27 protein-coding genes and 1 other RNA gene are annotated in these 25372 nt (G+C 66.8%); 10 read left to right on the plus strand and 18 right to left on the minus strand.

Going from position 1 to position 25372, the window contains the following annotated elements; translation table 11 throughout:
• Positions 1 to 137: 137 nt before the first annotated feature.
• Together mpl and HUT07_RS03145 are read left to right on the plus strand one after the other, a co-directional pair.
• Positions 138 to 1502, plus strand: coding sequence for a UDP-N-acetylmuramate:L-alanyl-gamma-D-glutamyl-meso-diaminopimelate ligase (mpl, locus tag HUT07_RS03140; protein ID WP_176019699.1), 1365 nt, complete (start codon positions 138 to 140; stop codon positions 1500 to 1502).
• Positions 1499 to 2077, plus strand: a complete 579-nt coding sequence (locus HUT07_RS03145; protein ID WP_176019700.1) for an LON peptidase substrate-binding domain-containing protein — start codon at positions 1499 to 1501, stop codon at positions 2075 to 2077. The genes mpl and HUT07_RS03145 overlap by 4 nt, the downstream gene beginning before the upstream one ends.
• A gap of 222 nt (positions 2078 to 2299) precedes the next feature.
• On the opposite strand, the gene HUT07_RS03150 is transcribed toward HUT07_RS03145, so the two are convergent.
• Positions 2300 to 4297, minus strand: a complete 1998-nt coding sequence (locus HUT07_RS03150) for a bifunctional DedA family/phosphatase PAP2 family protein (RefSeq protein ID WP_176019701.1) — start codon at positions 4295 to 4297, stop codon at positions 2300 to 2302.
• Between the two features lie 85 nt (positions 4298 to 4382).
• Between HUT07_RS03150 and HUT07_RS03155 the strand changes: the two genes are divergently transcribed.
• Both HUT07_RS03155 and HUT07_RS03160 read left to right on the plus strand, forming a co-directional pair.
• Positions 4383 to 5045 carry a serine/threonine-protein kinase gene (locus HUT07_RS03155; RefSeq protein ID WP_176019702.1) on the plus strand — a complete coding sequence of 221 codons (663 nt, stop codon included), beginning with the start codon at positions 4383 to 4385 and terminating at the stop codon, positions 5043 to 5045.
• Positions 5042 to 5530: a DUF2867 domain-containing protein gene (locus HUT07_RS03160; protein ID WP_254898800.1), complete on the plus strand. Its 489-nt coding sequence runs from the start codon at positions 5042 to 5044 to the stop codon at positions 5528 to 5530. Before HUT07_RS03155 ends, HUT07_RS03160 begins: the two co-directional genes overlap by 4 nt.
• Positions 5531 to 5577: 47 nt before the next feature.
• Here HUT07_RS03160 and HUT07_RS03165 read toward each other — a convergent pair whose 3' ends face one another.
• Positions 5578 to 6261: a hypothetical protein gene (locus HUT07_RS03165; protein WP_176019703.1), complete on the minus strand. Its 684-nt coding sequence runs from the start codon at positions 6259 to 6261 to the stop codon at positions 5578 to 5580.
• 107 nt (positions 6262 to 6368) lie between these two features.
• On the opposite strand from HUT07_RS03165, the gene HUT07_RS03170 reads away from it, so the two are divergent.
• Positions 6369 to 7187: an NAD(P)-dependent oxidoreductase gene (locus HUT07_RS03170; protein ID WP_176019704.1), complete on the plus strand. Its 819-nt coding sequence runs from the start codon at positions 6369 to 6371 to the stop codon at positions 7185 to 7187.
• A 147-nt stretch (positions 7188 to 7334) separates the two neighbouring features.
• Here HUT07_RS03170 and HUT07_RS03175 read toward each other — a convergent pair whose 3' ends face one another.
• A complete protein-coding gene (locus tag HUT07_RS03175) occupies positions 7335 to 8207 on the minus strand; it encodes an ion transporter (RefSeq protein WP_100554199.1) in 873 nt (290 codons plus the stop codon).
• A 63-nt stretch (positions 8208 to 8270) separates the two neighbouring features.
• Here HUT07_RS03175 and HUT07_RS03180 point away from each other — a divergent pair, with 63 nt between their 5' ends.
• Positions 8271 to 9497 (plus strand): acetylornithine transaminase, encoded by a 1227-nt coding sequence (locus tag HUT07_RS03180; RefSeq protein WP_088101212.1) that lies wholly within the window; start codon positions 8271 to 8273, stop codon positions 9495 to 9497.
• A 109-nt stretch (positions 9498 to 9606) separates the two neighbouring features.
• Here the strand turns inward: HUT07_RS03180 and HUT07_RS03185 are convergent, their stop codons facing one another.
• A complete protein-coding gene (locus tag HUT07_RS03185) occupies positions 9607 to 10209 on the minus strand; it encodes an HAD-IA family hydrolase (RefSeq protein WP_176019705.1) in 603 nt (200 codons plus the stop codon).
• Between the two features lie 122 nt (positions 10210 to 10331).
• On the opposite strand from HUT07_RS03185, the gene azu reads away from it, so the two are divergent.
• Positions 10332 to 10781: an azurin gene (gene azu / locus HUT07_RS03190; protein WP_176019706.1), complete on the plus strand. Its 450-nt coding sequence runs from the start codon at positions 10332 to 10334 to the stop codon at positions 10779 to 10781.
• 103 nt (positions 10782 to 10884) lie between these two features.
• Here azu and hemL read toward each other — a convergent pair whose 3' ends face one another.
• Both hemL and thiE read right to left on the minus strand, forming a co-directional pair.
• Positions 10885 to 12174 (minus strand): glutamate-1-semialdehyde 2,1-aminomutase, encoded by a 1290-nt coding sequence (gene hemL / locus HUT07_RS03195; protein ID WP_176019707.1) that lies wholly within the window; start codon positions 12172 to 12174, stop codon positions 10885 to 10887.
• Positions 12175 to 12189: 15 nt separating this feature from the next.
• The gene (gene thiE, locus HUT07_RS03200; protein WP_176019708.1) at positions 12190 to 12825 is read right to left on the minus strand and encodes a thiamine phosphate synthase; all 636 of its coding nucleotides are present in this window, start codon (positions 12823 to 12825) and stop codon (positions 12190 to 12192) included.
• A gap of 34 nt (positions 12826 to 12859) precedes the next feature.
• On the opposite strand from thiE, the gene HUT07_RS03205 reads away from it, so the two are divergent.
• A complete protein-coding gene (locus HUT07_RS03205; protein WP_176019709.1) occupies positions 12860 to 13084 on the plus strand; it encodes a rubredoxin in 225 nt (74 codons plus the stop codon).
• Between the two features lie 76 nt (positions 13085 to 13160).
• Here the strand turns inward: HUT07_RS03205 and HUT07_RS03210 are convergent, their stop codons facing one another.
• The 8 genes from HUT07_RS03210 to HUT07_RS03245 all read right to left on the minus strand — a co-directional run bounded on the left by HUT07_RS03210 (position 13161) and on the right by HUT07_RS03245 (position 17415).
• Positions 13161 to 14006 (minus strand): SirB1 family protein, encoded by an 846-nt coding sequence (locus HUT07_RS03210; protein ID WP_176019710.1) that lies wholly within the window; start codon positions 14004 to 14006, stop codon positions 13161 to 13163.
• Positions 14007 to 14324: 318 nt separating this feature from the next.
• The gene (locus HUT07_RS03215) at positions 14325 to 14771 is read right to left on the minus strand and encodes a DUF192 domain-containing protein (RefSeq protein ID WP_176019711.1); all 447 of its coding nucleotides are present in this window, start codon (positions 14769 to 14771) and stop codon (positions 14325 to 14327) included.
• Positions 14772 to 14792: 21 nt separating this feature from the next.
• Positions 14793 to 15440 (minus strand): ribose-5-phosphate isomerase RpiA, encoded by a 648-nt coding sequence (gene rpiA, locus HUT07_RS03220; RefSeq protein ID WP_099820806.1) that lies wholly within the window; start codon positions 15438 to 15440, stop codon positions 14793 to 14795.
• 24 nt (positions 15441 to 15464) lie between these two features.
• Positions 15465 to 15944 (minus strand): EVE domain-containing protein, encoded by a 480-nt coding sequence (locus tag HUT07_RS03225; RefSeq protein WP_176019712.1) that lies wholly within the window; start codon positions 15942 to 15944, stop codon positions 15465 to 15467.
• Positions 15941 to 16534, minus strand: a complete 594-nt coding sequence (locus HUT07_RS03230) for a 5-formyltetrahydrofolate cyclo-ligase (RefSeq protein ID WP_176019713.1) — start codon at positions 16532 to 16534, stop codon at positions 15941 to 15943. Before HUT07_RS03230 ends, HUT07_RS03225 begins: the two co-directional genes overlap by 4 nt.
• 83 nt (positions 16535 to 16617) lie before the next feature.
• Positions 16618 to 16803, minus strand: a non-coding RNA gene (gene ssrS / locus HUT07_RS03235) — 6S RNA.
• Between the two features lie 97 nt (positions 16804 to 16900).
• Entirely contained in the window at positions 16901 to 17197 is a 297-nt protein-coding gene (locus HUT07_RS03240; protein WP_025874199.1) for a cell division protein ZapA, read from the minus strand.
• Positions 17194 to 17415 carry a TIGR02449 family protein gene (locus HUT07_RS03245; protein WP_025874200.1) on the minus strand — a complete coding sequence of 74 codons (222 nt, stop codon included), beginning with the start codon at positions 17413 to 17415 and terminating at the stop codon, positions 17194 to 17196. Before HUT07_RS03245 ends, HUT07_RS03240 begins: the two co-directional genes overlap by 4 nt.
• A gap of 153 nt (positions 17416 to 17568) precedes the next feature.
• Between HUT07_RS03245 and HUT07_RS03250 the strand changes: the two genes are divergently transcribed.
• Positions 17569 to 18117, plus strand: coding sequence for a YecA family protein (locus HUT07_RS03250; protein WP_176019714.1), 549 nt, complete (start codon positions 17569 to 17571; stop codon positions 18115 to 18117).
• Positions 18118 to 18122: 5 nt separating this feature from the next.
• Positions 18123 to 19445, plus strand: a complete 1323-nt coding sequence (locus HUT07_RS03255) for an aminopeptidase P N-terminal domain-containing protein (protein ID WP_176022464.1) — start codon at positions 18123 to 18125, stop codon at positions 19443 to 19445.
• Positions 19446 to 19963: 518 nt separating this feature from the next.
• Here HUT07_RS03255 and pepQ read toward each other — a convergent pair.
• From pepQ to hemW, 4 genes are all read right to left on the minus strand, one after another.
• Positions 19964 to 21295, minus strand: coding sequence for a Xaa-Pro dipeptidase (gene pepQ, locus HUT07_RS03260; RefSeq protein WP_176019715.1), 1332 nt, complete (start codon positions 21293 to 21295; stop codon positions 19964 to 19966).
• A 75-nt stretch (positions 21296 to 21370) separates the two neighbouring features.
• Complete coding sequence (locus HUT07_RS03265; protein ID WP_176019716.1) at positions 21371 to 21745, minus strand: PilZ domain-containing protein; 375 nt, start codon at positions 21743 to 21745, stop codon at positions 21371 to 21373.
• The gene (locus HUT07_RS03270; RefSeq protein WP_176019717.1) at positions 21742 to 24018 is read right to left on the minus strand and encodes a DUF1631 family protein; all 2277 of its coding nucleotides are present in this window, start codon (positions 24016 to 24018) and stop codon (positions 21742 to 21744) included. Before HUT07_RS03270 ends, HUT07_RS03265 begins: the two co-directional genes overlap by 4 nt.
• Before the next feature lie 120 nt (positions 24019 to 24138).
• Positions 24139 to 25365, minus strand: coding sequence for a radical SAM family heme chaperone HemW (gene hemW / locus HUT07_RS03275; protein ID WP_254898916.1), 1227 nt, complete (start codon positions 25363 to 25365; stop codon positions 24139 to 24141).
• Between the last annotated feature and the right edge of the window lie 7 nt (positions 25366 to 25372).

Consider the following 25372-nt stretch of genomic DNA (forward strand, 5'->3'; position numbering starts at 1 on the left):
TGTCCGGGTTCACAGAACATCGCTATCGGGAATTCCCTGACATGTGATTGGAGTTTTCTCACAGTGACTGTAGGGGTTCTCTTACCCCGTTGCCGACAATGGCCCTATACAGCCGTGATCAGTCACAATCCCCGGTCATGAGCAGCGTACATATCCTTGCAATCGCCGGCACCTTCATGGGTGGCGTGGCCGCCCTGGCGCGGGAACTGGGCCATAAGGTCAGTGGCAGCGACCAGGCCATCTATCCGCCGATGTCGACCCAGCTCGAGCAGCTGGGCATCACCCTGGACCAGGGCTACCGCGCCGACAGCGTGCCGGAGGGCACCGGACAGGTGGTGATCGGCAACGCACTGTCACGCGGCAACCCGGCCGTGGAAGCCGTCCTGGATGCCGGCCAGCGCTACATTTCCGGCGCCCAGTGGCTGTCCGAACAGGTCCTGCCGGGCCGCGACACCCTGGCCGTGGCCGGCACCCATGGCAAGACCACCACCACCACCATCCTGACCTGGCTGCTGGAAAGCGCCGGCCGTTCGCCGGGCTTCCTGATCGGCGGCGTGGCCGAGGACTTCGGCGTGTCCGCGCGGTTGGGCCAGGGCCGTGAATTCGTCGTCGAAGCCGATGAGTACGACACCGCGTTCTTCGACAAGCGCAGCAAGTTCGTGCACTACCGGCCGCTGGTGGCGATCCTCAACAACCTCGAATACGACCACGCCGACATCTTCCCCGATGTGGCGGCGATCCAGCGCCAGTTCCACCACCTGGTGCGTACCGTACCGGCGCGCGGCCGCCTGATCGTCAACGGCGAAGACGCGCACCTGGCCGAAGTGCTGGCGATGGGCTGCTGGACCCCGATCGAACGCTTCGGCTTCGACCCTGCGCTGGAGTGGCATGCCGAGCTGCTGGCCGCCGATGGCAGCGCGTTCCGCGTCCATCATCGTGGGCAGGCGCTGGGCGATGTGCACTGGTCGCTGCTGGGCCGGCACAACGTACTCAACGGCCTGGCGGCGCTGGCCGCCGCGCACGCCGTGGGTGTCGCGCCGGCCGAGGTGATCCCGGCGCTGGCACGCTTCCGCAGCGTCAAGCGCCGCATGGAAGTGATCGGCAACCACGATGGCATCACCGTCTACGACGATTTCGCCCATCACCCGACCGCGATTGCCACCACCCTTGAAGGCCTGCGCGCCAAGGTCGGTGATGCGCGCATCGTGGTGGCGATGGAGCCGCGCAGCAATTCGATGCGGCTGGGCGCCCACGCCCAGGCGCTGGCGCCGTCATTGGCGCTGGCCGATGAGGTGGTGTTCCTGCACCGCCCGGAGCTGGCCTGGGACGCGGCAACGGTGATCGCGGCGGTGCGTGGACAGGCACACGCGGTGGCCGATACCGATGCGTTGTTGGCGCAGCTGCAGTCCGACGTGCGCAGCGGCGACCATGTGGTGTTCATGTCCAACGGTGGCTTCGACGGCGCGCCGCGCCGCTTCCTGGCAGGACTGCAGGCACGATGAGCGGCGAGGATTCGCTGCCGCTGTTCCCGCTGCATACGACGCTGCTGCCGGGCGCGGCCATCGGCCTGCGCGTGTTCGAGCCACGCTACCTGGATCTGGTCCGCGAAACCGGCCGCAGTGGCGAAGGCTTCGGTGTCTGCCTGATCCTGGAAGGCCAAGAAGTGGGTGCACCGGCAACGCCGGCCGCCTTCGGCGTGCAGGTGAAGATCGAGGATTTCGATGTCGGTGCCGACGGCGTGCTGCAGCTGCGATTGCGCGGTACCCGCCGTTTCCATGTCGAGCGTACACGCGTGCGCGACAACGGGCTGGTGGTTGCCGACGTGCGCTGGTGCGATGAGGATCCCGATGACGAACTGCGTCCGCAGCACGCGCTGCTGGCGACGGTACTGGACCACATCATCGAGCAGGCGGGCACGGCGTTCGCACCGGCCACGCCGGCATTGATGGACCAGGCCAGCTGGGTCAGCTGGAGGCTGGCCGAGCTGTTGCCGCTGAGCGAACAGCAGCGGCTGCAACTGCTGCAGCTGGACGACCCGCACCAGCGCCTGCAGCAGCTGCTGGGCTGGATGCCGTAGAAGCTATCCACGCATGGCGTGGATCTACTGGAACCCGCATCCACGCACGGCGTGGATCTATCGGAACCCGCATCCACGCATGGCGTGGATCTACTGGAACCCGCATCCACGCATGGCGTGGATCTACTGTAGAGCCGAGCCTATGCTCGGCTGCTCTTCGTGGGATTTATCAAGCGGAGCATGGGCTCGGCTCTACAGTGAGTGATCGCGCACCGATACCTGTCAGGGCGCCGTTGCCTTCAGGCGCAGCACCGGCAGGCCGGTCTCCGGGTGCATCGCTTCCTGCTGAGGCAGCGCCTGCACCGCTTCCTTCACCGCGTTCAACGCCGGATCAATCCCACGCACGGGGTGCCACATGCCGATCCACTGGAAGTGACGCTCGTAGCGCAGGGTCTGCGCGCTGCCCAGCCACAACGGGGTGTCGCCCGGCTGCAGCTGCGCCGGAGCCTGCCACAGGCGGAGCACGTAGCGCTCATCGGCCTGCGCGCCCTGGCGCACCATCAGCAGCGCTTCGACGCGCGTATCCAGCGTCGCCGGCAGCACCGGCAGTTCGTCGGCGCCGGTGTTCTTGTCCAGCATCAACAGGGCTTCCTGCCAGCCAGCCTGTGCCTGCACCTGCCAGCCGCGCGCTTCCAGCTGCGCCTGCAGCGGTGCCAACGGCCCGGCCACCTGCACATCCAGCGGCCAGCGCTGGTCATCGTCGAATTCGTTGCGGCGTGCCGGCAGTTTCGCCCAGTCGTGCTGCCACCAGGCCTGCGCGTCCATCGCCAGCGGCGCAGGCAGGGTCGGCTCGAAGCGTTCCAGCTTGATGGCGATGTTGCGCGGCGCGTACCACATCGCCGCCACCGCGAAGACGCCGTAGAACAGCCAGGCAACCGGCTTGACCCAGAACGAGCGGTTGAAGCGGCGGCGGTAGGCGATGCCGAGCACCAGCAGCCAGAAGGTGCCGAACAACATGCCGCCGATGACGTCGCTCAGCCAGTGCGCGCCCAGGTACAGGCGCGAGAAGCCGATCAGGCTGACCACGATGCCCGACACCAGGTAGGGCCAGACACGGGTGCGGCCGGGCATTTCGCGGGCGATCAGCACCGCGAAGAAGCCGAAGGTGATGGTGGCCATGGTCACCGACACCGACGGGAAGCCGAAGCCACTGCTGGCATCGATCGGGCGCACCACATCGACGGTGGCGCCGAGCAGTTTGGTCAGGGCCAGGCCGAAGGCCAATGCGGCAAGCCAATGTGCAGCCGCCATCCAGCGCCGGCGCCACACCAGGTAGCCCATTGCCGCAGCGGTTGCCGGCAGCAGCACCTGCCATGCGCCCAGCGAGGCCAAGGCGGCCATCGGGTAGTCGGCCAGCGGATTGCGCAGGGCCAGCATGGCCTGGTGCACCAGCAGGTCCACCGCCAGGGGCTCGCCGTGGGCGACCACCACGGTCAACAGGGCGAACCAGCCCCAACCCAACAGCAGCAGCATCAACGCCAGCATCGCCAACGGCACCGACTCGCGGCGCTTCGGGTCGAGCACGCCGACGGTATAGCGGCCCAGTGTCGGGTGCCGGTTGGACCAGTCGAGCAGGCGTGCCAACCAGTTGTCCATGCGCGCGGCCGACCAGCGATAGCCGTACAGCACGATGGCCCAGACCAGGCTGAGGATCACCGCCAGCAGGCCCGCCACCACGACCAGCCGGCCGGCAACAGCGGCAACGGCGTCATAGGCTTCGCCGAGGATCCAGCCCGGGGCCAGGAACAGCACGGCCCAGGAAATACTGGCGATGCCGCTGGCCTGCACATAGCGGCTGGCGGGCATCTTCATCATGCCAGCGATGGCGGGCACGAATGGCCGGATGGCACCGACATAGCGGGCGATCAGGATGCTCTTGAATGCATTGCGGCGGAACAGGTTCTCGCCGCGGTCGAGCAGCTGTGGATAGCGGCTGAACGGCCAGACGCCGCGCAGGCGGTCGCCCCAGCGCCGGCCTATCCAGTAGCTGATGCCATCACCGGCGAACGCGCCCAGCGCTGCGGCCGCAACCGCGTACGGCCCGGAGATCTGCCCAAGGCCGATGAACACGCCGACGGCGAACAGCAACGGCAGCGCCGGCACGATGGCGCCAAGAATGATGACCGCATCGCAGAAGGCGATCAGAAAGATGACCGCACCCGCCAACACGGGATGAGCGGCAATCCACGCGAGGGTGGCGTCGATCCATGAAGAGTCCATTTCCCGATTATAGAGGCGTGAAGGTGACTGGTTCCCAGCCGCTTGGTGACCGTTTGCAACCGACGCCATCGCCTAGAATGTCGCCATGCCTGTATCCAACGACACGCCAACGCATGCACTGAAGGCCGACAGCTTTGGCCGGATCCTCCTTGTGCAGGGCCCCGAAGGCCCCTTCGTCCGCCGCGATCTGGGGGCCACGCCGCTGTGGCTGCGGCTGCCTGCGTGGTGGCTGGCGCGGCGTGAAGCGCGCGCGCTGAAGCACATCCACGGAATGGCTGACGTGCCGCAACTGCTGGACTGGAATGGCCACCATCTCGACCGCAGCTTCATGGCCGGCGACGCGATGTACCAGCGCCCGCCGCGCGGCGACGTGGCCTGGTTCGGTGCTGCGCGGCGCCTGCTGCAGCAGCTGCACCGGCGCGGTGTGGCCCACAACGATCTGGCCAAGGAAGCCAATTGGCTGGTGACCGAGGACGGTCGTCCGGCCCTGATCGATTTCCAGCTGGCGGTGATCGGCAACCCGCGTTCGCGCTGGATGCGCCTGCTGGCGCGCGAAGACCTGCGTCACCTGCTCAAGCACAAGCGCATGTACTGCCGGGCGTCGCTGACGCCGGTGGAGAAGCGCGTGCTCAAGCGCACGTCCTGGGTGCGCGATCTCTGGTTCGCCACCGGCAAGCCGGTCTATCGCTTCGTCACCCGCCGCATCCTGCATTGGGAAGACAACGAAGGGCAGGGCCCCAAGCCGTGAGCGCACTGCTGAGCGAAGACAGCGTCCTGCGTTCGCAACTGCCGGGTGCCGATTTCGTCCATGCCTGCCGGGAGGCTGCGCCGCGCAATGGGCGTTCGGCGCTGCAGGCCTACCGTGATATGGCAGCGACGGTCCCGGGTTGGTTCGACGGGCTGATGGGCATGCGCAACCGTGGCATGCGGCTGCTGGGCATGAAGGATCTCGGCTCACTGCGCGCGGTGCAGCAGACCGTCGATCCACAGCCTGGTCAACGCCTCGGCATCTTCACCCTGCAGGCGCTGAGCGAAGATGCCATCGTGCTGGAAGACGACGACCGCCATCTGCGCGTGCAACTGGCGCTGCAGTGGCATGGCGATGCGTTGGAAGTGGCGACGGTGGTGCACACCCACAACGCATTTGGTCGCCTGTACATGCTGCCGGTTGCGCCGGTGCATCGCTGGATCGCGCCGCACCTGCTGAACAAGCAGATTCGCGGGTATCAGTAGATCCACGGCATGCGTGGATGCACTTCGCAGCATGGCCCGGCGAGCCCTTACGGCGTCAGTGGTACCACCTGCTGGCCAATGAAGTTGCGCTTGCCATCGAAGTCATAGCCGATCTGCAGCTGGCCGACATCCGGGCACGCATGGCAGTCGCGCAGTGGCGTGCGGTACAGCAGGCGGATACCACCGCCTTCCAGCGCTGTAGTACCCGCGGCCTGCGCCGGCGCGAACGGCGTGGCCTGCGGGTTCGCCTTGAGTACCTCCTGCACACCGGGATCGGCGCGCAGCGTGTCGTCCAACTGCACCGCATCCACGTCGATGCGCTTGCCGCCGGCATCGACCAGGCGCGTACCTTCATTGGTGTTGGCGCGGAACGGGTATTCGACGGTGGCCACGCCCAGGCCATCGTGTTCATGCCAGGCGGTCACGTAGGCCAGTTCGCCACCGCTGGACAACTGCTCGGCGGCAGTGACCGCATCGGCACTGGCCCCGCCGGCACGCATCGCATCGCGCAGGCAATCGCGGGTGGCCGCGCTGTCGCCTTGGCGGCAGCTGTTGAGGTCTCCATCCCAGACAACGGCCTCGCTCCAGCGCAGCTTGCCATCGCCGGCCGCCTTGTCGACGCTGGCGGCGTCATCCTTGGCCGGCGCGCTGCCGGGTTCAGGTGAGCGGCCTTGGCAGGCAGTGAGCAGGGCCAGGCCCAAGGCAGGCAACAACAGGCGGGAACAGCGCATGGCATGGACCTCGTGCAGTGACCGGGGCGCCAGTATCGTCAACGTGCGGTGAACTCCGCGTCGGCGCGGCATACTAGCGGCTCATTGCATACGCTGGAGTGTGGAACGTGGGCAGTCTGCAGGGAAAAACCCTTTTCATCACCGGTGCCTCGCGTGGCATCGGCCTGGCAATCGCGCTGCGCGCTGCGCGTGATGGTGCCAACGTCGCCATTGCCGCCAAGTCGTCGGTGCCCAATCCGAAGCTGCCGGGTACCATCCACAGTGCCGCCGAGGCGGTGACCGCAGCCGGTGGCCAGGGCCTGGCGCTGAAGTGCGACATCCGCGAGGAAGACCAGGTGCAGGCGGCGGTTGCCGCTACCGTGGACACCTTCGGTGGCATCGACATCCTGATCAACAACGCCAGCGCCATCTGGCTGCGTGGCACCCTGGACACGCCGATGAAGCGCTTCGACCTGATGCAGCAGGTCAATTCGCGCGGCAGCTTCCTCTGCGCGCAGGCGTGCCTGCCGTACCTGCAGCAGGCGCCGAATCCGCACATCCTGACCCTCGCACCGCCGCCGAGCCTCGATCCCAAGTGGTGGGGCGCACACACCGGCTACACGCTGGCGAAGATGGGCATGAGCTTTGTCACCCTCGGTCTGGCCGCCGAGTTCGGGCCGCAGGGCGTGGCGGTCAATGCGTTGTGGCCGCGCACCGTCATTGCGACCGATGCGATCAACATGATTCCCGGTGTGGACATCGGCGGCTGTCGTACGCCGCAGATCATGGCCGATGCTGCGCATGCGGTGCTGGTGCGCGAGGCGGCCGGTTTCCACGGCCGTTTCCTGATCGATGATGAAGTGCTGGCCGAAGCCGGCGTGACCGATCTTTCCGGGTATGCGGTGGATGCGTCGCGTCCGTTGCTGCCGGATCTGTTCCTGGATTGAGCCAGGCGCATCCACGCATGGCGTGGATCTACTGCTGTTCGGTGGGCTTCATCCACGCATGGCGTGGATCTACTGCCGTTCGGTGGACTTCATCCACGCACGGCGTGGATCTGCTGAGGTCGTGCCGGCCGCTGGCCGGCATCGCCGTCAGTGGCTGAAGGTATCCGGCAGCGGTCCGCCACACTTGCGGCAGTGCCGCGCATCCGGTTCGTGGCCTTCCAGCCCGCAGTGCGGGCAGCCACGTGCATCGCGGCGCGCGGCAAGCTCGGCTTCACGCATGGTGCTGGCCAGTTCGGCGGTGTAGATGCCGGTCGGCACGGCGATGATGCTGTAACCGATCAGGATCAGCACCGAGGTGACGAAGCGGCCGAGCACGGTCTGCGGCACGATGTCGCCGAAGCCGACCGTGGCCATCGTCACCACGGCCCAGTACATGCTGCTGGGGATGCTGGTGAAGCCATGATTGGGGCCTTCGATCAGGTACATCAGCGCGCCGGCGATGATGGTGATGGTGATGACCGTGAACAGGAACACCAGCACCTTGCGCCGACTGCGCCACAACGACTCCATCAGCACACCGCTTTCTTCGACGTAGCGGGTCAGCTTGAGGATGCGGAACACGCGCAGGATGCGCAGCGCACGCACCACCAGCAGGCTCTGCGCGCCGGGAATGAACAGCGACAGGTAGGTGGGCAGGATCGCCAGCACATCGATGATGCCCCAGATGCTCAGCGCGTAGCGCAGCGGCCGACGCACCACCGCCAGCCGCAGCAGGTATTCGGCGGTGAACAGGACGGTGAAGGTCCATTCCAGGATGTACAGGCCAGTAGACCAGCGCGCGTGCAGGTGCTGCACGCTGTCGATCATCACCACGATGACGCTGGCGATGATCGCCACCACCAGGATCAGGTCGAAATTGCGCGAGGGCCGGCTGTCGTGGCGGTAGATGATGTCGAACCACTGGCGGCGCCAGCCGGTCTCGGTGGCGGGGTTCAGCTGGGGGGCGGAAAACGGTCGCATGCGTGCATTGTGCCGCACGGGTTCCGGCGCGAGAATGGGCATTCCTGAACCCTGCTGACTGCCATGACCGCCGCCACCGATCCGCTGATCTCCCTGTCGCACTACTACCTGCCGGTGTACAAGCCCCGCCAGGTGGTGCTGGAGCGAGGCCAGGGCGCCCGCGTGTGGGACAGCCAGGGCCGTGAGTTCATCGACCTGGCCGCGGGCATCGCCGTGTGCGGCCTGGGCCACAACGACCCGGATCTGGTCGCCGCGCTGGTCGAACAGGCCGGCAAGCTGTGGCACACCAGCAACGTGTTCTACAGCGCACCGCCGCTGCACCTGGCCGAGGAGCTGGTGAAGGCCAGCCGCTTCGCCGAGCGCGTGTTCCTGTGCAACTCCGGTGCCGAAGCCAACGAAGTGGCGATCAAGATGGTCCGCAAGTGGGCCTCCAGCCAGGGCCGCCCCGCCGACAAGCGCGTGATCATCACCTTCCGCGGCAGCTTCCACGGCCGCACCATGGGCGCAGTGACCGCCACCGCGCAGCCGAAGTACCAGGAAGGCTACGAGCCGCTGCCGGGGGGCTTCCGCTACATCGACTTCAACGATGAGGTGCAGCTGGAAACCGCGATGGCCGCCGGCGACGTGGCGGCGGTGATGCTGGAGCCGATCCAGGGCGAAGGCGGCGTGATGCCGGCCAAGTCCGGTTTCCTCAAGCGCGTGCGCGAGCTCTGCGACCAGCACAACGCACTGCTGGTGCTGGACGAGATCCAGGCCGGCATGGGCCGTACCGGTACGCTGTTCGCGCACTGGCAGGACGACGTGGTGCCGGACATGGTCACCCTGGCCAAGGCACTCGGCGGTGGCTTCCCGATCGGCGCGATGCTGGCCGGCCCGAAGGTGGCCGAGACCATGCAGTTCGGTGCCCATGGCACAACCTTCGGCGGCAACCCGCTGGCCGCGGCGGTTGCCCGCGTGGCGTTGCGCAAGCTGGCTTCGGCCGAGATCGCGGCCAATGTCAGCCGCCAGTCGAAGGCGCTGCGCGACGGCTTCGCCCGCATCAATGACGAGTTCAAGGTGTTCAGCGAGGTGCGCGGTCGCGGCCTGATGCTGGGTGCCGTGCTCAGCAAAGAGTTCGCTGGCCAGGCGGGTGCGATCCTCGACCACGCCGCCGAACAGGGCTTGTTGACCCTGCAGGCGGGCCCGGACGTGCTGCGTTTCGTGCCGTCGCTGAACATCACCGACGAAGAAGTGGCCGAAGGCCTCAAGCGCCTGCGCGCGGCGATTGCCGCGTTCGTCGCCGCGCGCTGAGTTCCGACCCTACTGCTGCGGAACCTCCGTAGAGCCGAGCCCATGCTCGGCTCATCGCGATGTCAGGCAACAGCAGCCGAGCATGGGCTCGGCTCTACAGAATTGCGGATCACCGTACCGCGTAGCGCTTCAGTACCTTGCCCAGTCCGCGTCCGTCCTGCACGGTTTCCGCGTGGAGGCCGGCTGCGCGCGCACCGCGCACGTTGGCGAACAGGTCATCGACGAACAGCGTGTGTCCCGGTGCCACGCTGAGGGCTGCGAGGGTCCGCAGGAACACCTCCGGCGCGGGTTTGCGCAGGCCAAAGTCCGCGCTGCAGAACACGCGCTCCTGCAGGGCAGGAAACAGCTCCGGCAGCAGCGTCGGCAGCGCCTGCACCATCAAGGCGCCGTTGTTGGTCAGCACTGCCATCGGCACCTGCAGGGCCTGCAGCCGTTGCAGCACCGGCAGTTGCGGGTGGCTGGCCGCGTGGCGTGCGGCAATCCAGGTCGGCAGCGTTACCGTTGTACCGAGCAGTTCGCCAAGCTGGGCCAGATAGCGCGCGCCATCGAGTACGCCGCTGTCGTGTGCCGCTTCGAGCCCACTTTCGTACAGCGCGGCCTGCACGTGCGCGGTCGGCACGTCCAGCGCCTGCGCCAGATGCAGTACGCGCTGCGCGCGCTGGTAGTGCACCAGTACGCCGTCGACATCGAGCAGGAGAAGATCGATCCGCATCGGTCGAGCATGCCATTGCCGCATCCCAGCGCAAACCCTGGACCATGACTGCGACACACGGTCGCAGCCGGGCCAGCAGGCTGCTGCCTAGAATGGCCATCGAACCCGCAGGAGACGGAATGATGAAGGCTTGGATGGTAGCGGTGGGACTGGGCGCGTTGATGCTGGCGCCGTCGGCGATGGCGCGCGTATGTGCGGTGAGCATCGACAGCACCGACCAGATGAGTTTCAGCAGCCGCGAGATCAAGGTGGCTGCCGATTGCAGCGACGTCGACCTGACCCTGCGCCACACCGGCAGGCTGGCCGCCACCGCGATGGGCCACAACTGGGTGCTGACCCGCAGCGCCGACTACCAGCCGGTGGCGATGGCGGGCATGCGCATGACCTTGGCCGACAGCTACCTGCCGAAGGCCGACAAACGCGTGCTGGCGCACACCAGAGTGATCGGTGGTGGCGAGACCACCCGCGTGCGTTTTTCCACGAAGGGCCTGCAGAAGGGCGGCGATTACACCTTCTTCTGCTCGTTCCCCGGCCACTTCGCGATGATGAAGGGCAAGTTCGTTTTCGGTTGAGTACGGGCAGCCACGCATGGCGTGGCTCTACTTCCCGTTCAGTAGATCCACGCCATGCGTGGATGAAAGTGCCGACCAAGGTCGCCACCTACCAGGCCGAGGCTCAGCCCTTGGCCGCCTTGAACGCCACGCGCGCCGCTGCCAGCGTGGCCTCGATCACCGCATCATCGTGTGCGCTGGACAGGAAACCGGCTTCGTACGCCGACGGTGCCAGGAACACGCCCTGGCCCAGCATCGCGTGGAAGAAGCGGTTGAATGCCGGGATGTCGCAGGCCGTGGCCTGGGCGTAGGTCTCCACCTTTTCGCTGGTGAAGAACAGCCCGAACATCGCGCCGACCTGCGTGGTGGTTACCGCCACGCCAGCGTCGGCGGCAGCGGCTTCCAGGCCTGCGCACAGGCGTGCGGCACGCGCGCTCAGGTCGTCGTGGAAACCCGGCTGCTGGATCAGCTCCAGCATGGCCAAGCCGGCGGCCATCGCCACCGGATTACCGCTCAGCGTACCGGCCTGGTAGATCGGGCCGGCCGGGGCGATCTGCTGCATCAGCTCGCGGCGCCCGCCATAGGCACCCACCGGCATGCCACCGCCGATGATCTTGCCGAAGGTGGTCAGGTCCGGGGTGATGCCGTAGTGCGCCTGCGCACCGCCCAGGGCAACGCGGAAACCAGTCATCACTTCGTCGAAGATCAGCAGGGCACCGTGCTGCGTGCACAGCGCGCGCAGGTGCTGCAGGTAGCCTTCGCGCGGCGGAATGCAGTTGGCGTTGCCCACCACCGGTTCGATGATCAGACCGGCGATCTCGCTGCCGCGAGCCTCGAACAGTGCGGTGGCGGCTTCGAAGTCGTTGTAGGGCAGGGTCAGGGTCAGTTCGCTCAGGCCGGCCGGCACGCCGGGCGAGGTCGGCACGCCCAGGGTCAACATGCCGCTGCCGGCCTTGACCAGGAACGAGTCGCCGTGGCCGTGGTAGCAGCCTTCGAACTTGACGATGCAGTTGCGGCCGGTGGCACCGCGTGCCAGGCGGATGGCCGACAGGGTGGCCTCGGTGCCGGAGTTGACCATGCGCACCATCTCGCACGACGGCACCAGGCGGGTGATGGTCTCGGCCATGGTCACTTCCGCTGCGCACGGCGCACCGAACGACAGGCCGTTGTCGATCGCCTTCTTCACTGCCTGGCGCACGGCGGTGTGGTTATGGCCGACGATCATCGGGCCCCACGAACCCACGTAGTCGATGTAGCGGTTGCCGTCGACGTCGTACAGATAGGCACCGTCGGCGCGCTCGACGAAGAAGGGTTCGCCGCCAACCGACTTGAACGCGCGCACCGGTGAGTTGACGCCGCCAGGCAGCAATTCCTGGGCGCGGGAGAACAGGGCGTGGGACTGGTCGTGGTTCATGGGGTTTCCTGGGGATTACTGCGGCGTATCGAATCGGGCGAGGTAGGCACGCTGGGTCGCGACCGGGTCCGGCGCGGCGTAGATGCCGCTGACCACGGCCAGCAGATCGGCGCCGGCGTCGATGATGGGACCGACATTGTCCGGGCTCAGGCCACCGATCGCCACCCGCGGCACGCCCAGTGCGGCGCTTTGCCGCAGCAGGTCGACGTCGGCGCGGCTGCTGGTGACCTTGGTGGTGGTGGGGAAGAACGCGCCGAAGGCCACGTAGCTGGCGCCGGCAGCCACCGCACGCTCGGCGTTGGCCAGCTGGTCGTAGCAGGAGGCGCCGATGATGGCGTCGGCGCCGAGCAGCGCGCGTGCAGCGCCGATGTCACCGTCGGTGCCGCCCAGGTGCACGCCGGATGCGCCGATGGCCTGGGCAAGCGCAGGGTCGTCGTTGATGATCAGCGGCACGCCATGGGCGGCGCACAGAGCCTGCAGGGCCGTGGCCTGTTCATGCCGCAGCGCATCGCTGGCGGTCTTGTTGCGGTACTGCAGCCAGGTGGCACCGGCGGCCAGCAGAGGCGCGGTGCGCGCCAGCAGGCGGGCGGTATCGGGTTCATCCGGGGTGATCAGGTAGACGCCGCGGGGCGCCGGGGAAGCAGAAGTCATCGATGGCTACCGGTGGGTGGACCGCGATGGGACAATGGCGGCCCGTGAATCCAGCCCTGATTATCCGATGAGCGAAGCCACCCCCACCACCCTGCGTACCTGGATGTGCGTGGTCTGCGGATTCCTGTACCGCGAAGCGGAGGGGCTGCCGGAAGAGGGCATCGCTCCAGGAACGCGCTGGGAAGACATTCCCGAGACCTGGACGTGCCCGGATTGCGGCGTGACCAAGGACGATTTCGAGATGGTCGAGATCGACTGAGGGAGGGTCCGCCAGGCCCTCCTGTGGGTGTGGACCGTTGGGGTGGGTGCGGACCGTTGGTCCGCACACCTGTAAATCAATGCAGCCGCGGCACCGGTCCGCCGAGGTCGATCAGCTTCTCGCGCAGCCATTGCGCGTCGCTGGCCTCGGGGTTGCGCTTCAGGTACAGGCCCAGGTCGTGGCGGGCCCCGGCCAGATAGTCCAGCTGCAGATAGGCCAGGCCGCGATCACGCAGGGCATCGTCCTGTTCGGGGGCAAGCTTGAGCAGGCGGTCGGCACTGCGCGCCGCACGATCCCACTCGCTGGCCTCGGCATACACCCCATGCAGGTTGCGCAGCATGCGGATCAGGATCGCGCGGCTCGGTGCAGGGTCGAGGATCTGCGCCAGTACCTGGTCGTCGGGCATCTGCCCGCCCAGGTGCGACTTGGCGCGTTCGCGCAGCTCGTCAACGTCCAGCGGGCGGCCGCCATTGAACGGGTCCATCACCAGTACGCCATCGTCGACCGGCAGGCGCACCAGGAAATGACCGGGAAATGACACGCCGTCCAGCGGAATGCCCAGCCGTCGCGCCACTTCCATCTGCACCAGCGCCAGCGAGATCGGATTGCCCAACCGGCGCTCGAAGACCTGGTTGAGGTAGCTGTTGCGCGGGTCGTAGTACTCCTGGTGGTCGCCGCTGTAGCCCAGCTCATCGAACAGGTGCCGGTTGATGGCCGCCATCTTCAGCGGGCTGTGCTCGATGCTGTCCACCTCGGCGCGCAGGTGCTCGACGTGGCTCTGGACCAGCGCATCGTAGGTCGATGGCTGCAGATCGGGATATTCATCGCGCGCGATCAGCAGCGCGGTCGGCAGCAGTGGCAGCGCCTCGTCGTCGAAGTCGGCCAGTGCATCCCAGTCGGGGAGTGTGATCCGGTCCTGCATGTCCACAGACTGGCGGCAATCGTGGGCGGATTCAAGCAGTGTGGCGTGAATTCGTCACGTCATCGTCCTTCCATCCACGCATGGCGTGGATCTACCGTGTCGACCAAGGTCGACACCCACCAACAGCAGCGGGAAACTGTCAGGGGTGGGGCGGTGTGGGCTTGCAGGGCCGCAGGCGCCATGGATGGCGCCTACGAGCCCCCAGGGATGGGTTTACGGCGTGTCCTGCAAGCCCACACCGCCCCGCCATCCCTCGGTCGCCCAGATGTTGCATTTGATGTTGATTCGGCGGGCCCCGGGCGCAGCCCGGCCGAACCTTTACTTCTCGATACCCGGGCCGAAGGTCAGCTCGGTGCCATCCTTCAGCTTGAGCTTCTCCGCCTGCCCGGCGTTGAGCTCCAGCACGAAGCGCGCCGGGCCACCGCTGGGGTAGGGCGGGCACATGTCGCCGGCCGAGCACGGCGGCACGTCGCGCTGCTGGCTCACCAGCTTGCGCTCGCTGTCGAAATACAGGATGTCCAGCGCGATCTTGGTGTTCTTCATCCAGTACGCCTGCATTTCCTCGCGGTCATGCACGAACAGCATGCCGTGGTCCTCGGGCATCTGGTCGCGGAACATCAACCCGCGTGCACGGGTTTCATCGTTGGTGGCCAGTTCAACGTCATAGCGGGCGCCGCCCAGTTCCACCCAGTGGCGGGCGGCATCGGTGGCGCAGCCGGTCAGGGCCAGCAGCGGGAGCATCAGCAGTGAGCGCAGCAACGACATCGTCAGGGTCCTTCGAAAGGGTCAGAGCACGATCGGCGGCTCGCCGCCGACAATCACCACATCGGCACGGCGGCGCGCGAACAGGCCGACGCAGACCACGCCCGGCAACTGGTTCAGTTCACGCTCCAGCTTTTCCGGATCGGTGATCTGCAGGTTGTGGATGTCCAGGATCTGGTTGCCGTTATCGGTCACCACACCTTCACGCCAGGTCGGCTGGCCACCGGTCATGTCGCGGATCTGGCGGGCGACCAGGCTGCGTGCCATCGGAATCACTTCCACCGGCAGCGGGAACCTGCCCAGCACCGGCACCTGCTTGCTCGGGTCGACGATGCAGACGAAGCGTTCGCTGGCCTCGGCGATGATCTTCTCGCGGGTCAGTGCAGCGCCGCCGCCCTTGATCAGGCACTTGTTGGCGTCGCACTCGTCGGCGCCATCCACGTACAGCGACAGGGTGCCGGTGTGATTCAGCTCGATCACCTCGATGCCATGCTGCTTCAGGCGCGCGGTGCTCTGCTCGGAGCTGGACACCGCACCCTTGATGCGATGCTGGATGCGGGCCAGCGCATCAATGAAATAGGCGACGGTGGAACCGGTGCCGACACCGACGATCATGCCGTCTTCGACGTACTCGATGGCCTTTTCGGCGGCCAGGCGCTTGGCTTCAGACATTGCGGGGAGCTCTCAGGCAGGGAATCAGGATTTCTTTTCCAGCGACAGCAGCAGCTTCCACTGCGCGGCGGTGACCGGAAACACCGACAGGCGGTTGCCCTTGGCAACCAGCGGGAAGCCTTCGCCGAGCTCATCAGCGTGCAGCTTGATCTCGTCCAGCGCGATCACCTGCTTGAGCTTGCGGTCGAAGGCCACGTCCACCAGCATCCAGCGCGGGTTCTCGCGCGTGCTCTTGGGGTCGTGATAGTCGGATTTTGGATCGAACTGGGTGTCATCGGGGTAGGCCGCGCTGGCCACCGTGGCCAGGCCGACGATGCCGGGCACCTTGGTATTGGAGTGGTAGAACAGGATGCCGTCGCCGACCTGCATGCCATCGCGCATGAAATTGCGGGCCTGGTAGTTGCGCACCCCGTTCCAGGGTTCGACCTTGACCTTGGCCAGGTCATCGATGGAAAAAGCGTCCGGTTCGGACTTCATCAACCAATAGCGCTTGCGGGCGGTCATGCGTTCACGGGGGCAGCGGAAGGGAGCAGGGTGCCGGCTTCAGTGCAGATCGCATCCACCGGTACGTCCCAGGACGCTACCGGCAAGGACTCGACCTGCTGCACCGAGAATGCCGCGCCGACCAGCCAGGGTGGCGCCGGCCGATCATGGCGGAAGGCGAAGCTGCGATCATACCAGCCGCCTCCCATGCCCAGCCGCCGGCACTGCGCGTCGAAGCCTACCAACGGCGTCACCACCAGGGCCATCTGCGCCGGTTCCAGGGTGTCTTCGATGGCGACATCCGGTTCGGGGATGCCGTAACGGTTGCTGGTCAACGGCTGGCCGGGGCGCCAGGGCGCGAAGCGCAGCACGTCGCCGTGCAGTACCGGCAGGCAGTAGTGCAGCGTGTCGGGCAACTGCAGCTGCCAGCGGTGCAGGGCGATTTCGCCATCCAGCGCCCAGTAGCCGGCCACGGCGCCTTCGCGCGGGGCGAACGGCAGCGCCAGCAGCGCATCGGCCAGCGATTCGGCAGCCGCAATACGGACGGGGGCGGAAAGGTCGCGGCGGCGTTGCCGCAGGTCGTGGCGCAGGGCCTGTCGCGGGTCGGTCATGGCAGCATGCGGCAAGGATCAGCCGTCATTGTGCCGGAAAGAACAAGGGCGACGCCCGAAGACGCCGCCCTTGCTGGAATATTGCATTCTCCGCAATGTCGATGCATGCGAAACGACCTTGAACCCGGGGGCTCAAGTGGGAACGCTGGAGAACCATCGGGCTTCCCGCTGCAAGGCGGACCTGCACTCCCGGCGCTGTCGCGCTCCCGGTGTCGTTCTTAAGGGACAAGGCGAATGTTTGCACATGCCGTCGAGTACCGCAGAGAACGCGTGGCCATTATAGCCACCGCGCGTGATCTGGATAGGCCGTTCGTCGGCAACAGTGCGTGCCAATTCAGAAAAGAGAAGGCGCATTCCGCGCCCTTCTCACGTGCTGCTGTCGATCGCGCGGTCCAGACGCCGGTTCAGGTCGGCCAGGGTCTGTTGCAGGGCGACCGCTTGGCGGGCGTTCTCGTCGCGCAGCAGCTGCAGTTCGTGCGCCAGGTTGAGCGCAGCCAGCACCGCGATACGGTCGACCGCGGCCATCCGGTTGCTGCCACGGATCTCGCGCATGCGCGCATCCAGCAGGCGGGCGGCCGCCATCAGGCTGTCGCGTTCATCACCACCGACGCCAACCGTGTATTCACGGTCGAGGATACGGACGCTGACCGGTTCGGCACTCATGTGTGCTGCTCCAGGGACTTGAGCCGGGTGATCATCGCTTCCACCCGCGAACGCGCCTGCTCGTTCTTGGCCAGCAGCGTCGAGCGCTCGGCCACCAGCTGTTCCTGCTGGTGGCGCAGGCTGCGGTTCTCCTCGGCCAGCCGCTGGTTGCGGTCGAGCAACGCCTCCACACGGGCGGCGAAGGCCTGCAACTGGGCAAGGGGATCGGCGGGTTCCATGCCCGCACGATAGGCAAGCCGGGTCAGGGCGGTCAAGCACTGTCGCAGCAGGCCCGGGCGGCCACGAAGCGCAGGCGGACACATTGCTACACTACCGGGCTCACGGGCGCGCGCGTGCGCGCTCCGCAGTTTCCCTTCCGAACGAGCCGCACGATGACCGAACTTCCCTCCGTCGACGACGTTACCCGCGCCAGCCAGGAACTGGGCCTGGGCGCCACTGCTGCCGAGCTGCATGGCGGGCTGTGCGGCTGGCTGGCCGCTGGCGGTGCTCCCGGCAATGACTGGCCGGCGCGCGTGCTGGCCGACGACACTCTGCCGCAGGTGGCTGCCGACAGTGCGCTGGCGCAGTTGCTGGAGGTCACCATCAAGCAGCTGGAAGACCGCGACTTCGCCTTCGAGCTGCTGCTGACCGACAGCAGTGACGTGGCTGCACAGGCGGATGCCATGTTCAGCTGGACCCGTTCCTTCCTGGGTGGCTTTGGCCTGGGCAGTGGCGGCCATCGGCCGACCTTGTCCGAGGAAGGCGAGGAGGCACTGAACGACCTGGCCAGCCTGGCCCGTGCCTCGAGCGAGGACTTCGAAGCCGGCGGTGATGACGACGATGAAGCCCTGTCGGAGATCGAAGAGTTCATCCGGGTAGCGGTATTGCTGCTGCACGGCGACGTGGTGCTGGCCGCGCGCCATCGGCAGCGCCTGAACTGATGGATATCAAGCAGCGCACCGGCATCGCTGCCGGCGAGTACAAGCGTCGCCGTCGGCAGCTGATGGACATGGCAGGCGAAGACGCGATCCTGGTGCTGCCGGCGGCATCGGAGAAGGTGCGCAGCCTCGATACCCACTATCCGTACCGGCAGGATTCGGATTTCCAGTACCTGAGCGGCTTCCCGGAGCCGGAAGCGGTGCTGGTGCTGATTCCCGGTCGTCGCCACGGCGAAGCCATCCTGTTCTGCCGCGAGCGTGATCCCGAGCGCGAAGCCTGGGATGGTGGTCGCGCTGGCCAGGACGGCGCCGTCGCGCAGTACGCGATGGACGATGCTTACCCGATCACCGATCTGGACGACATCCTGCCGGGCCTGCTTGAAGGGCGTTCGCGGGTCTATTACCACTTCGGCCGCGATGCGGACTTCGACCTGAAGCTGATCGGCTGGGTGAACCGCGTGCGTTCGCAGGTGCGCCACGGTGCGCAGCCGCCGCATGAGTTCCTGGAACTGGGCCATCTGCTGCACGAGCAGCGGCTGTTCAAGTCCGGTGCCGAGGTGGCGTTGATGCAGCGCGCGGCCGACATCAGTGTGCTGGCGCATCGTGCCGCCATGCAGGCCTCGAAGGCCGGCATCCACGAGTACGAACTGCAGGCCGAACTGGAACGGGTATTCCGTGCCAACGATGCGGTGCCTGCGTACTGCAGCATCGTCGGTGCGGGCCGCAACGCGTGCATCCTGCATTACCGCGACAACAACGCGCGATCGCGCGACGGTGAACTGGTGTTGATCGATGCCGGTGCCGAGTTCCGCGGCTATGCCAGTGACATCACCCGTACGTTCCCGGTCAATGGTCGTTTCAGCGCCGAGCAGCGTGCGCTGCATGATCTGGTGGGGGCGGCACAGGCGGCAGCGCTTGCCCAGGCCAAGCCGGGCGTGGCGTACGAGTTGGGCCATCTGGCGGCGGTGCAGACTCTCACCGAGGGGTTGCTGCAACTGGGCCTGTTGAAGGGCACGCTGGAAAAAAATCTCGCCGAAGGGTTGTACCAGCGTTTCTACCGGCACAAGACCGGGCACTGGATCGGGCTGGATGTGCACGACGTAGGCGACTATCGACTGGCTGGCGATTCGCGCCTTCTGGAGCCGGGCATGGCATTCACCATCGAGCCGGGGCTGTACATCGGCGTGGACGACACGACGGTGGAACCGCGCTGGCGCGGCATTGGCATCCGTACCGAGGATGATGTGCTGATTACCGACGACGGGCATCGGGTATTGACCGAAGGCCTGGCGCGCAGCGCCGACGAGATCGAAGCGTTGATGGCGGGGTAGGGGTTTTCGGCAGGGCTTGCAGCCCTGCACCTGCAGAGGCGACAGCCAAAGCAAGAGCGGCATTGCGTGGGATGGCGGGGCGGTGTGGGTAGTCAGGACACGCCGTAAACCCATCCATGGGGGCTCGATGGCGCCATCCATGGCGCCAACGGTCCTGCCCACCCACACCGCCCCACCTCTGACAGATTCCTGCGGCTGTTGGTGGGTGCCGACCGTTGGTCGGCACATCTGTCAGATATCGAATGAATCATCCACGCATGGCGTGGATCTACTGGTAGGTGTCGACCTTGGTCGACACAGAGCGAGCGTAGCGAGCGACCCGCTTTTGCTTTTCTTTCTCTCTTCCGTGGTTGGACGCACACGGAAACTGTCAGAGGTGGGGCGGGGTGGGTTCGCGGGGGTGTCCGCCGCATGGATGCGGCGGCCAAGCCTCCAGGGATGGATTCACGGCGTCCCCCGCGAACCCACCCCGCCCCACCAAGCGCGGCTATTGCTCCAAGCAGCCAACCACGAGGGGCTCAGCCGTTCGCCGCCGCAAACACCGGCCGCGTCAGGTTGTCCGCCTCGCCTTCAGTGCACAGCACTTCGTCTTCGATACGGATGCCGCCGTATGGGCGGAAGAAGTCCACGCGGTCCCAGTTGATCGCATCGCCATGACCGGCAGCCTTCACTTCGTTCAACAGCATGTCGATGAAGTACAGGCCCGGCTCGATCGTCACCACCATGCCCGGTTCCAGTACGCGGGTCAGGCGCAGGTACGGATGACCAGCCGGGCGCTCGATGCGGCCACCTTCGTCACTGGCGGCGAAACCGGCCACGTCGTGTACCTGCAGGCCGATGAGGTGACCAATGCCATGCGGGAAGAACGCGGCGCTGACGCCGGTTTCCAGCGCGGTCTGCGGCGACACCTTGATCACGCCGAAGTCCTTCAGCACGCCCATCAGCGACAGGTGCGCGTCAACATGCAGCTGCTTGTAGTCGAATCCCGGGCGCACCGCTGCGCACATCTGCTGCTGCGCGGCATCAACGGCCTCGATCATCGCCGCGAACTCGTCATGGCCGGCGGCGGCGTAGGTGCGGGTGATGTCGCTGGCATAACCGTACGCGCTGGCGCCGGCGTCGATCAGGAAGCTGCGCAGCGGCTGCGGTGCCTTGCGGCCCAGCTCGGTGTAGTGCAGTACCGCCGCATGTTCGTTCAGGGCCACGATGTTGCCGTATGGCAGTTCAGTGGCGTCCTGGCCCACGGCCTGGCAGTACGCCATGTGGATGCTGAACTCGTCGGCGCCGTTGCGGAACGCCGCTTCGGCCGCGCGATGACCGCGCACACCGAGCACCTGCGCCTGGCGCATCAGTGCGATTTCATAGGGCGTCTTGCTGCCGCGATGCCATTCCAGGTAGTTCACCACCGGCGCCGGGTTGTTCGGCACATAAGCGCCCAGCGCACTCTGCGGTTCGCCCAGGATCGCGCAGCGCGTCGGGTCGGATGGCAGCAGTGCCAGCGCTTCGTCCGGCGTGCGGATGATGTGGATGTCGAAGTGCTCTACCCACCAGCCGCTGGGTGCATCCGGTACCACATGCCAGTAGTCGAACGGCTGGTGGAAGATCACCGCCGGGCGCTTGCCCGGAGTGAACACGATCCAGCTGTTGGGTACGCGGGTCAGCGGCAGCCAGGCCTTGAACTGCGGATTGACCGCGTACGGGTAGTCACGGTCGTCGAAGACCTGGTAGTGCAGGGTGCCGCTGGGCACCACCAGATGGTCGAAGCCGCCGCGTGCCAGCGCCTGCTCGGCGCGTCGGCACAGCACGGCCAGGTGGTCGGAATACAGGGCGCCGGGGTCTTGCTGGATCATTGCGGTGGCTCGACACGGAAAACGGCCCTAGATTCTGCCGCATACCGACACATCGCGCTGTGCCGGAACCGGCACTCAGCCCGTCGAAACCGGTGCCTCGTCGCTGTCTTCGCCGATCCACCGGCGCAGCAGCTGCCGATGCTCACGTGACAGGGTCAGGAAGCGGAAGCCTGCCCAGCTCTGGCCGGGCGCATGTGCCGGTTCGCTCCACAGCAGGTGTACGCCGACGTCGATCAACTCGCTGCGGCCATCGGCCAACGGCAACGGGAAGCGCAACTGATACAGCGCATCGTCGCGCAGCGTGGCGCTGGCCAGCATCAGCATGCCGGTCTCGGACACGTTGCCAAGGCGTCCAACCACGCTGTCGCGCATCTGGTCGGTCACCGGCACCAGGTCGGAGACCTGCCGGCGCGGTGCGCGGCGGGTATCAACAGGCGGTTGCGTGCTCATGCGTTGGGCTCCTGCGGTCCACGTCCGGCAAGCGCGCGCAGCGCGCCCAGGCTGGCCTGCCAGGCGCGGTCGACCAGACGGCCTTTGTCTTCGGTGACCAGGTGCGCGCGCCCGGCACTCATCTGTCGGGCCAGCGTATCGAGGGTGGTTTCGCCGATTTTCTGCCCGCGCGCGTTGACGAACAGCACGTGGCCGGTCAGCAGGCTGTACCAGGACAGGCGCTGGCGGCGCAGGGAACCCTCGCCAGCGTCCATATCAAACCAGCTGCCGAAGGGCAGCGTGCACAGCTGCTGATAGCTGGCTTCCTCGGCTTCGCTGCGTGGTGTGGCGTCACTGGCCAGCGCCTGTGCGCCCGCGTGTTCGCCCAGGCGTGCATGGGCCTTCAGGCGTGCGCTGAGTTCGGTGCGCGAGGTACTTTCGTCTTCGCCACCCGGCGTGGCCAGGCGACGTGCGACGGCAGCGGCTTCCTCTGCATGGTAGCCGACCTGCAGCAGGGCTGATTCAACCTCGGCGGCCAGTGGAGCATCGGTCGCGCTGCTTTCGCTGGCGGCTTCGGCCGTGATCGCCGCGATGCGTTCGGTCTGCTGCAGGCGCTCCTGCCACTGCGGCGAATCTTCGCCGTGGCGCAGGCGGGTCAGCGTCAACGCGTCCGCCCAGGCCTGGCGCAGCAATGTCTGCACGAAACGTGGCGGTTCCTGCGTGTCGCAACACTGGTCGATCTGCGCAGTGGCCTGGCGTCGCGCAAGTTCCAGGCGTTCCTTGCCGCGTGCCGCTTCTACGTGACGACGCTCGGCCAGTTCGGCGCGGTGCGCGGCGGCACGCTGGTGCTGCTGTATCTCTTCGTTGGCGGCGGCAAAGGCCTCGGGCGTGCGCGCGTCCTGGCCCAGCAGGCCCTGCACGCTCTGCGCCAGCCGTTGCAGCAGTTGCGGATCGACATCGTCATCGCCGAGCCAGCTGGCGCCGGCTTCAGCGACATGGTTGAGCAGTTCGCGTGCTGGGTGCTCGTCGCGCACGAAGAATCCCGGGTCAGCCATCGCCGCGCGTGCCAGCGGTACCTGCAGGCGCGCGAGCAGGGCGGCCGGCACCGGGTCCGGGCGTTGCTGCTGCTGGACCTGCTGCAGCAGCAGGCGCAGCAGATCGAGGTTGTCGCGGTCGTGGCTGCCGAGGCTGGCCTGCGCGCCGTGTTCGCTGCGCAGCTGGGCGACCACGGCGGCCTGCAGGTCGGTCATGGCGCTGGCAGCACTGGACTGGCCCTGCAGGCGCGCCAGTACGGCATCCACCGCCGCACTCGGCAGGGCGGGCGGCTCTGCAGCGGGCTGCGGAGCGTGCCGCGCCCGTTGCAGCATTTCATGCAGCACGTTGCTGGCCGATACCGTCAGCCCGGCCGACGCGCCGGGCGCAGCCGCATCGGCGAAAGCGTCCTGCATCAACGTCGACCACGAGCCGGCCGGTGCCGAGCCACCCCAGCCGGTCATCGGCGTGGGCACGCGCGGTGACGGCCGTCCACTGCGGCCGCTGCCAACCGACTGGGTGATGATCCGGCGGGTGCTGGAAGAACGCGCCAGGTACGGGGTGTAGACCAGGCCCGGCAGGATGCCGTGCTGCGCCAGCAGCGCGTTGGCGCGGTCGAGCACATCGCCCAGGCGCTCCAGCACCTGCCGCTCGAAGCTGCGGTACAGCGCCATCTGCACGTCGGCGCTGAGGGCATCCTGTTCGGCCAGTTTGCGCACCATCGTGCACAGGGCCTGCGGTGCCAGCGGCAGGGTATCGGCTTCAAAGGCCGGTGCGCCGGCAACAACGCCCAGGCGTTGGCCGAGCAGGTTCAAGGCGTTGGCCGAACGCAGCGTTTCCCGGCGCACCATTTCGGTCAGCAGCAGGTCGCGGTCGACCTCATGCTCGGCGACCAGGGTCAACCCCAGCATGCCGGGCAACGGTGGTGGGGCGACGGCGGGCACGGCCGGAGTGATCGGTTCACGCAGTCGCGCAAGCGCATCGGCCAGCGCATCGAGCATGCGGTCGCTGAAGTGGCCGGCAAACGCATGCAGCTGGCCGCGTTGGGCCAGCAGGTCAGCCTGCTGCTGCGGGTTGCGGGCATGGTCGGCGTCATGCAGCAGGGTCTGCTCCAGCGCTTCCACGGTCAGGATCAGCGGTGCCGTCAGGGCCTGGTGGCACAGGCCGATCAACGCGCCCAGCAGTTCGCGCACGCGCGGCGGCAGGTCGGCTGCGGCCAGGCGGGCAGTGTCGGCGCTGGAGAGAGAGAAGACAGCAGACATCGGCGAGGGGGTCCGGATTCCCGCGGATCGATCTTGGAATCTACCGTGTCGGCCGGTGACGGCGCTACTTTAGCGACGGATTCATTCAGCGCCGCCTTCCCTGGCTGCGCCGCCGACGGATCATTCTTCCAGGAACAGGCTGACCACATCGTTGGTGAAACGCCGGCCCAGCTCGGTCGGCTGCACGTGCCCGTCTGCCACCACCAGCCAGCCGCGCTGCACGGCTTCGCTCAAGGGTATGTCCAGCACGCTGCGGGCCAGGCCGGTGCGCGATTCGAAGTCGCGCAGGCTGAAGCCTTCGTGCAGGCGCAGCAGGTTGAGCATGTACTCGAACGGCAGGCGATCAGCGGCGATCACCTCGTCGCCGCTGAACGATGCGGCCGTGCCTGCGGTATCCATGAACGTCTGCGGGTGCTTGTGCTTCCAGCGTCGAAGCACGTGTTCCTCGGCGCCGGAACTGATCTTGCCGTGTGCGCCGGCGCCGATACCGAGGTAGTCACCGAAACGCCAGTAATTCAGGTTATGTGCGCTCTGCCGGCCGGGTCGGGCGTAGGCGCTCACCTCGTACTGGCCGAAACCGGCCTGTGCCAGCAGCGCCTGGCAGTGCTCCTGCATGTCCCAGGCCTTGTCTTCATCGGGGATGCCCTGCGGCGGCCGCGCGAAGAACACGGTGTTCGGTTCCAGGGTCAGCTGGTAGTGCGAGATGTGGGTCGGCTGCAACGCGAACGCGCGTTCCAGGTCGGCCTCGGCCCCGGCCAGGGTCTGTTCCGGCAGGGCGTACATCAGGTCGATGTTGAAGTTGTCGTAGCCCGCGTCCTGCGCCATTTTCACTGCGCGCTCGGCCTCGCCACTGTCGTGAATGCGGCCCAGTCGTTTCAGCGCGGCATCATCGAAACTCTGGATGCCGAAGCTGAGGCGGTTCACGCCGGCCGCGCGGTAGCGGTCGAAGCGACCGTGTTCAGCAGTGCCCGGGTTGGTTTCCAGGGTGATTTCCGCGTTCGGTGCGAAGCGCAGGCGTGCGCTGGCCTGCTGCAGGAAGCGGTCGATCGCTTCGGGCGGGAACAGGCTGGGCGTACCGCCACCAAAGAACACGCTGCTGACCACCCGGCCCCAGACCAGCGGCAGGTCCTGGTCGAGGTCGCGTACCAGTGCGTCGATGTAGGCATCGAAGGGCAGTTCGCCCTTGGCCTGGTGCGAGTTGAAATCGCAGTACGGGCACTTGCGCACGCACCACGGCAGATGCACGTACAGCGCCAGCGGCGGTGGGACCAGACGTGGCGCGGTGTCGTGGTCGCAGGACTCGCCGGGCAGGTGGTTGCAGTGGTCGTGGTCGTGGTCGTGCGGCATGGCAGTC

The sequence above is a fragment of the Stenotrophomonas sp. NA06056 genome (genome assembly GCF_013364355.1).
Lineage (GTDB): Bacteria > Pseudomonadota > Gammaproteobacteria > Xanthomonadales > Xanthomonadaceae > Stenotrophomonas.